Genomic DNA, 13,892 nt, shown 5'->3' with positions numbered 1-13,892 from the left:
AATTGAAAAGCAAAGGGTATACCTCTTTTTTAAAATAGGAGTGAAAAAATGTTAGAAAAATATACAGCTAAAAATGGTTTGCGTATTGTAGCAGAAAAAATGCCTTACGTTCGTTCTGTATCTTTTGGTATTTGGGTAAATGTCGGTTCGCGTTATGAAACACCAGAAGAGAATGGTTTAACACATTTTATTGAGCATATGCTATTTAAAGGAACGAAAACACGTAGTGCTAAACAAATTGCAGAAGACTTTGATCGCATCGGTGCCCAGACAAATGCTTTTACATCAAAAGATCAAACATGTTATTACGTTGTCGCGATGGATCAACAAATTGAAGAAGCTGTGACGATATTAGCGGATATGTTTTTCCATTCTGTATTTGATCCAGAAGAAATGGAAAAAGAAAAACAAGTGATTGCAGAGGAGATGGCAATGACAGAAGATACACCAGATGATGATGTAGATGAACGTTTGTGGGCAGCGATGTTTGAAGGACATCCACTTGGCGCACCGATTCTAGGAACAGAGAAAACATTACAATCGTTTACGCAACAACAAGTAAAGGATTTTATTCGTACGCACTATACTCCAGATCAAGTAGTGTTATCAGTTGCGGGGAATTTTGATGATGCACTCATTTCAAAACTACAAACATTATTTAACCAATTTGAAAATGAAGAATCACGCGGTGTGATTACATTCGATCAGCCTGTTTTCCATGCAGTAGAAACAACGAAGAAAAGCCAAGTTGAGCAAGCACATGTTGTCATTGGCTTCCCAGGTCTTGCTGTAACAGATGAGCAAACAATCCCGTACCTTGTCATGAATAATATCTTTGGTGATTCGATGTCGTCGCGTTTATTCCAAAAAGTACGTGAAGAAAAAGCGCTTGCTTATACGGTATATTCATATTACGCAGCTTATCAAGACACAGGTGCATTTATGATTTATGGTGGTACATCGGTGAAACAGCGTGAACTAATGGAAAAAACAATCTTTGAAGTAATTGAAGAGTTTAAACAGACAGGTATTACAGAAGAAGAATTAATTTCAGCGAAACGTCAGTTGGAAAGTGATTTATTGTTAGGGCTTGAAACATCGTATGATTACATGACACGCAACGCGAAGAATGAAATTATTTATGGTCGTGAGCGTACAATTGAAGAAGCGCTAGAATTATTAAGCCATGTAACGGTTGAGCAGGTGAATGCTCAAATTGCAGCAACTTTTAATCAACCACATGCGAAATCAATCATTAGTAATGAATTTTAAAAAATCTCCCTTATTGGGAGTTTTTTATTTGGATATGAATCGATTGTATTTTAAAAACCATTTAACACTTAAAAATAAAAAAAGAAAGAAAATGGTATTTCAATAGCCTTTTAAGTTGAAAAAAGATTTAATATACTAAATAATTGAATTATTATACACAATTCAATTGGGGTATGGTACAATTACGCCATTATATATTGGAATAGGGAGAGATGTTTGAATGGCTAAACAATTAACAGTAGCTGTTGTAGGAGCTACAGGTGCAGTAGGAACAAAGATGATGGAGCAGCTTGCGAAGCGAAAGTTTCCAGTTGGTAAGCTGAAATTACTTGCATCAAAGCGCTCAGCAGGGAATACACTGGATTTTGCTGGTCAAACATACACAATTGAAGAAGCAACACCTGAAGCTTTTGAAGATGTAGATGTTGCGTTATTTAGTGCAGGAGGTTCGGTTTCAAAAGCATTAGCAAAAGAAGCTGCAAAACGTGGTGCGGTTGTGATTGATAATACAAGTGCATTCCGTATGGACCCAGAAGTACCACTTGTTGTACCAGAAGTGAACCGCGCGGATTTAAAAGAACACAATGGAATCATTGCGAATCCAAACTGTTCAACAATCCAAATGGTTGTCGCACTAGAGCCAATTCGTCAAGCATTTGGTTTGAAAAATATTATTGTATCTACATACCAAGCCGTATCTGGTTCAGGTGTCAGTGCAATTGAAGAATTACATCAGCAAAGTCTTGCGTGGGACGAAGGTAAAAATGTAGAAGCCAATATTTTACCTGTAAAGAGCGACAAGAAGCATTTCCCAATCGCACGTAATGTACTACCACAAATTGATGTATTCACAGAAAATGGTTTTACGTACGAAGAAATGAAAATGATTAACGAAACGAAGAAAATTATGCATGATGATGCATTAGCAGTTGCAGCAACATGTGTACGTGTACCAGTTGTAGCAGGTCATTCTGAGTCTGTATTTGTAGAAGTAGATAAAGCGGGTGTAACAGTAGAAGAATTCCGTAAAGCATTAGAAAATGCACCAGGCGTTGTTGTACAAGATGATATCACGAATCAACAATATCCAATGCCGTTATTTGCAGAAGGCGAAGATCCAACATTTGTTGGACGTATTCGTAAAGACTTAGCAAATGATTGCGGATTCCATCTATGGATTGTAGCAGATAACCTATTAAAAGGTGCTGCACTGAATTCAATTCAAATTGCGGAAGCCATGTTAGAAGACGGACTACTATAATATAAAAATAATAAAGGGGTTGGATTTTTTATGAATATTGGTAATATTGGGACGGCAATGGTAACACCATTTACAAAAGACGGCGGGATGGTTGACTATAAACATTTAGCAGGCATGATTGAACATTTAATTAAAACAGGTACAGATACAATTGTTGTATTAGGTACAACAGGGGAAGTACCAACACTTTCGACAGAAGAAAAATTAGATGTATTAAAATACACAGTCGATCAAGTAAATGGACGTGTACCAGTTATCGCGGGTGTAGGTGACAACGAAACATACTACTCAAAAATTATGGCACAAAAAGCTGAAGTTGCTGGGGTAGACGGGGTTATGCTTGTAGCACCTTACTATAATAAGCCGAACCAACGTGGCATTTATGCTCACTTTGAGGATATTGCGCAATCTGTTTCAGTTCCTGTCATGCTTTATAATATTCCAGGACGTACTGGAATTAATATCGAACCAGATACAGTAGCAAAATTAAGTAAAATTCCAAACATCCAAATTATTAAAGAAGCAAGTGGTGATTTAGATCAAATGACTGAAATTCTTTCTTTAACAGATGATGACTTCACAGTATATAGCGGTGATGATGGTATTACATTACCACTTCTTGCAGCAGGTGGTCATGGCGTTATTTCTGTAGCAGCACATGTTGTTGGGGAAGATATGCAGCGTATGATTTCTTTATTCAAAGAGGGACGCCATGCAGAAGCAGCAAAAATTCACCAAGCATTATTACCATTAATTCGTGCTCTATTTGCACAACCAAGTCCAGCGCCTGTTAAATATGCATTATCGAAACTAGGTTTATGTAACGAAAATGTTCGTTTACCAATCGTTAGTTTAACAGATGAAGAAAAAGCAGCATTTGATCAAGTTTGGGATCACTATTTCCAAACACAAAAAACATTTGCTTAATTCAATAATTATAATGAGCTGTTCATCTGAAACGCATAGATGAACGGCTTGTTTTTTATTTTTTAGAAATAGAGTCTAGATTTTTTCTGAAATAAAAATAGAAGGAACCGTCATTTCTTAATTGTGAAAAACGGTTTCAAGCCTTATAATGAATGTAAGTGGTTGCTGTACGGGATTATTTTAGGAGGAAAAGAAGTGGCTAAAACTAAAAATGAAGTTATACGCGTCATTCCACTAGGTGGCGTTAGTGAAATTGGCAAAGCGATGTACGTCGTAGAAATTGACGAAGATCTATTTGTCGTAGATAGTGGATTAATGTTCCCAGAAGATGATATGTTAGGAATCGATTATGTTATTCCAGATATGTCGTTCTTAGTAGAGAACAAAGAACGTGTGAAAGGTATTTTCTTAACGCATGGTCATGAAGATGCGATTGGCTCAATTGCTTATTTATTAAATAAAGTAAATGCACCAGTTTATGGCTCTAAATTGACGATTGCTCTTGCAAAAGAACATTTAAAAGAGAAGCCTGCTCCACATCAAGTGAAGTTCTTTGAAGTAACAAATAAAAGTCGTATGAATTTTAAAACAACCTATGTAACATTCTTTAATACAACACATAGTATTCCAGATTCATTAGGTATTGTGTTCCATACATCAGAAGGTGCAATTGTACACACAGGTGAATTCAAATTCGACCAATCTGCACAAGGAAAGTATCGTCCAGATATTTCAAAAATGGCGCAACTAGGAGACGAAGGCGTATTTATTTTGATGTCAGATTCTACAGAAGCAGAACGTCCTGGTCATACAATTTCTGAAAATGTTGTAAAAGAAAGACTAGAAAAAACATTCCATCAAGCAGAAGGACGTATTTTAGTTGCTTGTTATGCTTCAAACTTTATTCGTATTCAACAAGTCTTTGACCAAGCAGTAGCACTTGAGAAAAAAGTAGCGATTGTTGGTAGAAGTTTAGAAAATACATTTGAAGTTGGAATGCGCTTAGGTTATTTATCAATCGACCCAGAATACGTAATCCCGGTAAGTAAGATGAACGATTATGAAGACCAAGAAATTGTAGCAATTATTACAGGAAATCAAGGTGAACCACTAGAAGGTTTAGAAAAAATTATCCGTAAACATCACCGCGATATCCGTTTAAAACCATCAGATACGGTTTTAATTACATTCACTCCATCTCCAGCAATGGAAGTGCAAATTTCTGAGACAATGAACACATTAGCAAAAATGGGCGTAAAAGTAATGGCTGCTGATAAGAAAGTACATGTATCAGGTCATGGTTCTCAAGAAGATTTAAAAATGATGATCAACTTAATGCGACCAAAATATTTCATTCCAATTCAAGGTGAATACCGCATGTTAATTTCACATTCGAAATTGGCACAAGAATTAGGTATGAATAAAAAACAAATTTTCATCGCAGATAAAGGCGATATCGTTGAATATAAGAACGGTAAAATGCGTATGGCAGGTCGTGTCAATGCAGGTAACGTTCTAATTGATGGTATTGGTGTCGGTGACGTAGGTAATATCGTATTACGTGACCGTAAACTATTAAGTCAAGATGGTATTTTTATTGTCGTTGTGACAATCAATAAAAAATCAAAACAAATTGCTTCAGGTCCAGAAATTTTATCTCGTGGTTTCGTATATGTACGTGAATCAGAAGAATTAATGGATGAGTCTGCGAAATTAGTTCGTGGCGTTGTAGAGAAGTATGTAAGTAAAGGTTCATATGAATGGACTGCAATCAAACAAGAGATTCGTGATACGTTGAATAGTTATCTATTCCAACAAACGAAGCGTCGTCCAATGATTATCCCAATTATTATGGAATACTAAGAAGCAACGAATAAAAGGATTTCCTTACCAATACGGGTAGGAAATCCTTTTTTGTTTTATAATAGAGAAAAGGAGGTGGAATCATGGCAACTTCAAGAAAAACAACAAAAAAACCAACTACGACAAAAAGGCAAACTACGCGAAAGAAAGCGGCACCTACTAAACGAAAAGTGACGGCAAAGAAGAAGGTACTTTCGCCTTTAATATATGAAATTATAGGACTCGCCATTATTGCGATTGCAATTGTTTCTTTTTTTAGATTAGGAATTGTCGGTGATAGTCTACAAGCGGTCATGAAATTTTTATTTGGTAATTGGTATGTGGTGGTTCCGTTTCTAATGACGGGATATGCTGTATATATGATGATTATTCGCGCATTACCAGAATTTAAAAATCGTTTTGTATGGGGATTTTCCATTTTATTAGCAAGTGCAACATTATTTAGTCAAATTGCTTTATTTAAAGAGAGTATGTCTGAAAAACAATCTGTACTAGTTCAAACATGGCGTGTATTAGTAAGTGAGAGAGGTGTACTTGAACTAGATGCATCGCTTGGTGGTGGCATGGTAGGTGGTTTATTATTTGCATTTTGCCATGTTTTATTTGATACAACGGGTGCTACAATTATGGCGTGGTTACTCGGTGTTGTCGCATTTATTCTGATTACAGGACGTGCATTAGTACCCTATCTTATGCAGCAATGGCCTATTTGGAAAGAGTCTATTGTAAGTCGTCGCAAAGAAGTAAGAGAAGCAAGAAAATATCGACGTGCTGTCAAAAAACAATTACAAGATCAAAAAGTAGAAAAAGAAACAAAAACTACAATCATTCCAATGCCTGAAAGAGAGCAAGAGCAAGCTGTAGAAGAAGTAGTAGAAGAACAACCACCTTTACCGAAAAAAGAACCGAAAATCTCTGCTTTTACGCAGCGCGTAGAGGAGACTCTTATGGAAGAACCAACAGCTGAGCAATTAGTAGAAGAAGAATTAACAGATGGTGTGGTGCTACAAGAAGAGGGAGAGCTTGAAAATAAACAATATAAATTACCTCAAATGACACTACTAAAAATGCCGAAACCAACGGATCAAAGTGGCGAATTCTCTGTTATTCAAGAAAATGCGATGAAGCTAGAGCAAACATTCCAGTCTTTTGGTGTGAAAGCAACTGTAACAGAAGTACATCTCGGTCCTGCTGTAACAGAATATGAAGTATTACCAGATCGCGGTGTAAAAGTCAGTAAGATTGTTAATTTACAAGATGATTTGGCTTTAGCACTTGCCGCAAAAGATATTCGAATTGAAGCACCGATTCCAGGAAAATCTGCTGTAGGAATTGAAGTGCCGAATAAAGAAGTGGCGATGGTCGGTTTACGCGAAGTATTAGAGGCAAAAGAAAACAATCAACCAGATGCCAAATTATTGATTGGTTTAGGGCGTGATATTTCAGGTGAAGCGAAACTTGCGCAACTCAATAAGATGCCCCATTTACTTGTAGCAGGGTCTACAGGTAGTGGTAAGTCGGTTTGTATTAATGGGATTATTGTTAGTATTCTAATGCGTGCAAAACCACATGAGGTTAAATTAATGATGATTGATCCAAAAATGGTGGAACTGAATGTGTATAATGGTATTCCTCATTTACTTGCACCTGTTGTAACAGATGCACGAAAAGCTTCACAAGCATTAAAAAAAGTTGTGTCAGAAATGGAACGTAGGTATGATTTGTTCTCACATACGGGTACAAGGAATATAGAAGGGTATAATAATCATGTGGATCGATTTAATGCAGAAAATGATGAAAAGCATCCACACCTACCTTTCATTGTTGTTATTGTAGATGAATTGGCAGATTTGATGATGGTGGCTTCCAATGATGTTGAAGATTCTATTACACGTTTAGCACAGATGGCACGTGCAGCAGGAATTCATTTAATCATTGCGACACAAAGACCTTCTGTAGATGTCATCACAGGTGTTATTAAAGCCAATATTCCATCGCGAATCGCTTTCGCTGTATCTTCAGCGATTGATTCGAGAACGATTTTAGATATGGGGGGTGCTGAGCGCTTACTTGGACGAGGAGATATGTTGTTTTTACCGGCAGGTGAATCGAAGCCTGTACGTGTACAAGGTGCTTTCGTATCGGATGAAGAAGTAGAAGAAATCGTGAATTATGTAATCGGTCAACAAAAGGCACAGTATCAAGAAGAGATGATTCCAAGTGAGGAAGAGGAAGCAACGGATCACGAAGATTTAGATGAGCTTTATTTACAAGCGGTGGACTTAGTTATTGAACAAGATACAGCAAGCGTCTCATTCCTACAACGTAAATTAAAAGTAGGTTATGCACGTGCAGCACGTATCATGGATCAAATGGAAGAGCGAGGCATCGTTGGACCAGCTGAAAAAAGTAAGCCGAGACAAGTATTGCAAAATCGATATTAATACAGATATTTGTATGTAATATGCGAGATGTATGGTTAAGGAAAATAAAAAATCAAAAAATCGAGTAAGTATTTTCGAGCATAAACGGAACTTTAAGCAAGGAAACGCGTAGTGAGAGTGAGTAGTATAGATGTATAAAAAGTGAATTATAAATAACTAAAAATATACATCTGTGACAAATAAATAGTAAAACCATGACAGTTTTAAGAAAAAAACGACTGTTTTAACACAGATTTTTTTGAAATCTATTTATTTCATGTTTTAAAAATGGTATAGTAATGTCTGATTAGCAGGAATGTTTTACGTCTGATGTCTGATGTCTAATTGGTGGTGATTTGAATGTCTATAAAATCAGATCATCGTCATTTGTATCTACAAGTGATTGATCACTTGAAGGCTGATATAGAAAATGGAGTTTTTAAAGAGAATGAAAAACTACCATCTGAATTTGAGCTTTCAAAATCACTTGGAGTCAGTCGTGCAACACTCCGTGAAGCACTGAGACTGTTGGAAGAGGAAAATATCATTGTTCGTCGACACGGAGTTGGTACGTTCGTCAATCCTAAGCCAGTATTCACTTCCGGCATTGAACAACTTAGAAGTATTTCATCCATGATTCAAGATGCAGGAATGGAACCAGGGACCATTTATTTGAATTCAACAAAGACCCTTTCGAATGAAGAAGATATTAAACGCTTTCAATGCGATGAAGGTGATTATGTATTAACGATTAAACGTGTTCGTACTGCAAATGACGAGCCAGTCGTTTACTGTGTAGATCAAGTACCTAGTCAACATATGCCTAGGGATTTTGAGAACCGACATGATTCTTCCATTTTTTCAGCTTTAGAAGAAACAGGGGAAATTCATGTAGCCTATGCGGTAACATATATTAACCCAGTCGGAGCACATCCAGAAGTATCTGCAATACTCAAGAGTGGACAAGACGTTCCACTGCTCTTATTAACACAGCTCCATTACGATGATAACGATCGTGTGGTACTGTATTCTAAAAACTACTTTAGAGCTGATAAATTCAGTTTCCACGTAGTTCGAAAACGCGTTTAACATCAACTATTCGTTCCTGCTATCGAAAATACAACTAATTACTTTTTGGGAGGACACCAAAATGAAAAAGCGTAACTTAGGTTTAGCATTAACAGCTGTTTTAGCTTCAAGTACTTTATTAGCTGCTTGTGGTTCAGATGATGCAAAAAAAGGCGATACAAAAAAAGAGGACAAAGACAACTTCACAGTTGCTATGGTAACTGATACAGGCGGTATTGACGATAAGTCATTCAACCAATCTACTTGGGATGGTATCCAAGAGTACGGTAAAGAAAACGGCCTAACAAAAGGTGACGGTGGAATTGACTACCTACAATCGAACCAAGATTCAGAATTTACTACAAATCTTCAAAAATTAGTTCGTCGTGACTTCGACTTAATTTTCGCTGTAGGTTATAAACTACACGATTCAGTATCACAAGTTGCAAAACAACAAAAAGATTCTAAATTTGCAATCATTGATGAAGTTGTTGAAGGTCAAGATAACGTAGCATCAATTATGTTTAAAGCAAACGAAGCTTCATTCTTAGCAGGTGTTGCAGCAGCATTACAAACAAAAACAGATAAAGTTGGATTCATCGGCGGTATTAAGAGTGAAGTAATCGACGGTTTCCAAGCTGGTTTTGAAGCTGGTGTTAAAGCAGCTAACCCGAAAGTAAAAGTTGACGTTCAATACGCTGGTTCATTCGGTGATGCAGCAAAAGGTCAAACAATTGCAAAACGTATGTATGATTCAGGTGCAGATATTATCTTCCACGCAGCTGGTGGTACAGGTACAGGTCTATTCACTGAAGCAAAAGAACGTAAGAAAAAAGATCCTAATGCAGACGTATGGGCAATCGGTGTAGACCGTGACCAATACGACGAAGGTAAAGTTGGCGACAAAAACATCGTATTAACTTCAGTGTTAAAACGTGTTGATATCGCTGCAAAAGACGTTTCTAACTTAGGTAAAGACGGTAAATTCCCTGGCGGTAAAACAATCACTTACGGTCTAAAAGACGATGGTGTTGGTTTAGCTGATTCTCACGGTGCAATCACTGCAGAAACACAAAAGAAAATTGACGAATATAAAGAAAAAATCATCAAAGGCGAAATCACAGTTCCTGAAAAACCAGGTAAATAATTTTGCATTACTGCATCATGGAGGAATACTCCTCCATGATGTTTTTAACATTAAAATTAATAGAGGGAAAAATATACTTTTCTGTATTTTTCGTTGTGTTAATTTTTTAACCTTTGTTAACTTATTTATTACTATATAGAGCCTGAAGGAGTGAGCACATTGGAATATGTGATTGAGATGCTGGGAATTCGCAAGCAGTTTGGGGATTTCGTTGCAAATGATGATATCACCCTTCAACTGCAAAAAGGTGAGATCCATGCCTTACTTGGTGAGAATGGAGCAGGTAAATCAACTTTGATGAACGTACTTTTTGGTTTATACCAACCAGAAGCGGGCCAAATCAAAGTAAACGGTAAAGAAGTTCAAATTACCGACCCGAATAAAGCTAATGAACTTGGCATCGGGATGGTTCACCAACACTTTATGTTAGTTGAAAATTTTACGGTGACGGAAAACATCATTTTAGGTAGTGAACCTACGAAGATGGGGTTAATCAATATTCGCAAAGCTGCGAAAAAAGTAAAAGCCCTATCGGAGCAATATGGATTGAATGTTGATCCATACGCAAAAATTGAAGATATTTCGGTTGGTATGCAACAACGTGTTGAGATTTTAAAAACGTTGTATCGTGGCGCTGAGATGTTAATCTTTGATGAACCAACCGCTTCTCTTACACCACAAGAGATTGAAGAGTTGATTCAAATCATGAAGCGTTTAATCGCTGAAGGTAAGTCAATTATCTTAATCACACATAAATTAAAAGAAATCATGGAAGTATCAGATCGCGTAACGATTATTCGTAAAGGTAAGGGAATTGGAACAGTAACAACTGCTGAGACGAACCCAGACCAATTAGCTGAGATGATGGTTGGACGACAAGTTGTTTTCAAAACTGAAAAAACACCTGCACATCCAAAAGAAGTGATTTTACAAGTGGAAAATTTAACTGTAACTGATAACCGTAATATTGAGCGCGTTAAAAACTTAAACTTATCCGTTCGAGCTGGGGAAATTGTGGGGATTGCCGGAATTGATGGAAATGGTCAATCTGAGCTAATCGAAGCAATTACCGGTCTTCGCAAGGTATCAAGTGGTAAAGTTACCTTAAAAGGAAAAGATTTAACGAATTTAAAACCGCGTAAAATTACTGAAACGGGTGTTGGACATATTCCACAAGATCGTCATAAACATGGTCTTGTACTTGATTATCCAATTAGCTATAACATTGCATTACAAACATACTATCAAAAGCCAATTTCGAAAGCCGGCATTATTGATTACAAAGAAGTAAACAAGTTAGCAAAAGCAATTATCGAAGAATATGATGTGCGTACACCAAGTCCTTCAACAGAAGCACGTGCGTTATCTGGTGGTAACCAACAAAAAGCAATTATTGGTCGTGAAGTAAATCGTGACCCAGAATTATTAATTGCGGCACTACCAACGCGTGGTCTAGATGTAGGTGCGATTGAATTTATTCACAGACGTTTAATTGAACAACGTGATAAAGGAAAAGCAGTATTACTTATTTCATTTGAATTAGATGAGGTTATGAACGTATCGGATAGCATTGCAGTTATTCATGATGGTTCAATCATCGATACAGTAAAACCACAAGAAACAACAGAACAAAAGCTTGGTTTATTAATGGCTGGTCAGTCACTACATGCTGAGCAAGATAAGGTAGGTGACGAATAATGTCTAGTCGTTTTACTGCGATTATGATTCCAATTATCTCGATTATTTTAGGTTTAATCGTTGGGGCAATCGTTATGGCTTCTACAGGCTTTAACCCAGTCGACGGTTACCTAGCATTATGGGAAGGTATTTTTGGTGACACATATAACATGGGTGAAACTGTTCGTACAATCATCCCATATGTATTTGCCGGTTTAGCGGTTGCATTTGCATTCCGTACAGGTATGTTCAACATCGGTGTTGAAGGTCAATTAATCATGGGTTGGTTAGCAGCAGCATATGTAGGGTATGCATTCAACTTACCAACAGGTTTACATGCAGTTGTGGCTATCTTAGCAGCAGCAGTAGCAGGTGGTTTATGGGCATTCATTCCAGGTCTATTAAAAGCAAAATTACAAGTGCATGAAGTAATCGTAACAATTATGATGAACTACATCGCACTTCATGTAGTCAATGCGGCGATTAGTGCAATGTCAAATGGTGGCGAAAAGACGCCAGATATTCATGATTCAGCTCGTATTTCTTCTGAATTTTTATCAAGTATTACACAATATTCACGTTTACACTGGGGCTTCATTGTCGCAATTTTAGCCGTTATTATTATGTGGTTCATTCTAGAAAAAACAAAGACAGGTTACGAATTAAAAGCAGTTGGATTCAACAAGAATGCTTCTGAATATGCAGGTATGAATGTAAGTCGTAATATCATCATGGCAATGGTTATCTCAGGTGCCTTTGCTGGTTTAGGTGGAGCGATGGAAGCGCTAGGTACATTCGGAAATATCTCACGTATGACAGCCTTCACAGGAATTGGATTTGACGGGATCGCGGTTGCATTATTAGGTGCAAACCAACCATTCGGTGTATTGCTTGGCGCAATCTTATTCGGTGGTTTGAAAAATGGTGGTACAAACATGCCAAGTGCAGCAGGTATCCCAGACGAAATCGTAACAATTGTTATTGCATTAATTATTTTCTTCGTAGCTTCAGGCTACATCATCCAATTAGCTTTATCTAAAATTGCAAAAAATAAAGCTGCTAAGAAGACTGTAAAGGAGGAGAAATAATATGAGCTTTTTAGATGTGTTGGAGTTCATTATTCCTTCTGCGATTCTATATGCTTCTCCATTAATTATCACAGCAATCGGTGGCGTATTCACTGAGCGTTCTGGTGTTGTAAATATCGGTCTTGAAGGTATTATGGTAATCGGAGCATTTATCAGTATTGTGTTCAACTTAAGTTTTGCAGATCAACTAGGTACGTGGACCCCGTGGGTAGGTCTACTTGTAGCAATGGTTGTTGGTTTACTTTTCTCATTAATTTTAGCAGTCGCAGCTGTATCACTTCGAGCTGACCAGACCGTATCTGGGGTAGCGCTGAATATGCTAGCTTTAGCAGTTGCAGTGTTTTCAACAAAATTAATTTATGAAAAAGGTCAAACAGATTCGATTAGTCAACGTTTTTCACGTTTTGATATCCCAGTATTAAGCGATATCCCTGTTTTAGGGAAGATGTTCTTTACAGACGTATATGGTACATCGATTTTAGCAATCGTCGTAGCGATTCTAGCATGGTTTGTTCTATTTAAAACACCATTTGGTTTACGTATTCGTTCTGTAGGTGAACATCCAATGGCAGCAGATACAATGGGTGTTAAAGTAACACGTATTCGTTACTATGCGGTTATGATTTCAGGCGCATTAGGTGGTATTGGCGGTGCGATTTATGCACAAGCAATCACTGGTAACTTTGCAGCTAACACTATTAGTGGTCAAGGTTTCATCGCGATTGCAGCGATGATCTTTGGTAAGTGGCATCCACTAGGTGCATTAGGAGCAGCTCTATTCTTCGGTTTAGCGCAATCACTAAGTATTGTTGGAACGTCGATTCCATATGTAAGAGATGTACCAGAAGTAGTATTATTCATCCTTCCATACGTATTAACAATCTTAGCTTTAGCTGGATTCGTTGGAAAAGCGACAGCACCAAAAGCATCAGGTAAGCCTTACATTAAAGGTAAAAGATAATAGTTGAATGACTAATTATTCTATGAAGCGTAACGATTCAAGACGAGTCGTTACGCTTTATTTTGTTTTAAAATAAAAATCATCCATAATATTTTCCTATTTAATATGAAAGGCTTACAATAAACATTATATAACTATATTTTTAAATACAATTAGTTGCCAAATAGGGAATTAGACAGGTATGATGAAAATAGCGCTTTATTTA

At 37.1% G+C, this 13,892-nt stretch carries 10 protein-coding genes; all 10 read left to right on the top strand.

Features of this window, described 5'->3' with window-relative positions; all coding sequences use genetic code 11:
• The first annotated feature begins 48 nt into the window (after positions 1-48).
• A complete protein-coding gene (locus ACKVQX_RS01155) occupies positions 49-1,272 on the top strand; it encodes a pitrilysin family protein (RefSeq protein WP_338838711.1) in 1,224 nt (407 codons plus the stop codon).
• 220 nt (positions 1,273-1,492) lie between these two features.
• Positions 1,493-2,533 (top strand): aspartate-semialdehyde dehydrogenase, encoded by a 1,041-nt coding sequence (locus tag ACKVQX_RS01150; RefSeq protein WP_409135944.1) that lies wholly within the window; start codon positions 1,493-1,495, stop codon positions 2,531-2,533.
• 30 nt (positions 2,534-2,563) lie between these two features.
• Positions 2,564-3,460, top strand: coding sequence for a 4-hydroxy-tetrahydrodipicolinate synthase (gene dapA, locus ACKVQX_RS01145; protein ID WP_285216012.1), 897 nt, complete (start codon positions 2,564-2,566; stop codon positions 3,458-3,460).
• Positions 3,461-3,655: 195 nt separating this feature from the next.
• Positions 3,656-5,323 (top strand): ribonuclease J, encoded by a 1,668-nt coding sequence (locus ACKVQX_RS01140; protein WP_068454720.1) that lies wholly within the window; start codon positions 3,656-3,658, stop codon positions 5,321-5,323.
• An 83-nt stretch (positions 5,324-5,406) separates the two neighbouring features.
• Positions 5,407-7,767, top strand: coding sequence for a DNA translocase FtsK (locus ACKVQX_RS01135; protein WP_068454717.1), 2,361 nt, complete (start codon positions 5,407-5,409; stop codon positions 7,765-7,767).
• A 339-nt stretch (positions 7,768-8,106) separates the two neighbouring features.
• A complete protein-coding gene (locus tag ACKVQX_RS01130) occupies positions 8,107-8,835 on the top strand; it encodes a GntR family transcriptional regulator (RefSeq protein WP_068454714.1) in 729 nt (242 codons plus the stop codon).
• Between the two features lie 61 nt (positions 8,836-8,896).
• Positions 8,897-9,961 (top strand): BMP family protein, encoded by a 1,065-nt coding sequence (locus ACKVQX_RS01125; RefSeq protein ID WP_068454711.1) that lies wholly within the window; start codon positions 8,897-8,899, stop codon positions 9,959-9,961.
• A 159-nt stretch (positions 9,962-10,120) separates the two neighbouring features.
• A complete protein-coding gene (locus ACKVQX_RS01120) occupies positions 10,121-11,659 on the top strand; it encodes an ABC transporter ATP-binding protein (protein ID WP_068454708.1) in 1,539 nt (512 codons plus the stop codon).
• On the top strand, positions 11,659-12,726 hold the full coding sequence (locus ACKVQX_RS01115; RefSeq protein ID WP_068454704.1) for an ABC transporter permease: 1,068 nt from the start codon (positions 11,659-11,661) through the stop codon (positions 12,724-12,726). The genes ACKVQX_RS01120 and ACKVQX_RS01115 overlap by 1 nt, the downstream gene beginning before the upstream one ends.
• A gap of 1 nt (position 12,727) precedes the next feature.
• Complete coding sequence (locus ACKVQX_RS01110) at positions 12,728-13,687, top strand: ABC transporter permease (protein WP_068454702.1); 960 nt, start codon at positions 12,728-12,730, stop codon at positions 13,685-13,687.
• The last annotated feature ends 205 nt before the right edge of the window (positions 13,688-13,892 follow it).

It is taken from the genome of Kurthia sp. ISK08 (assembly GCF_046159805.1).
Classification (GTDB): Bacteria; Bacillota; Bacilli; order Bacillales_A; family Planococcaceae; genus Kurthia; species Kurthia gibsonii.
This window is presented reverse-complemented; position numbering and strand designations above follow the sequence as displayed.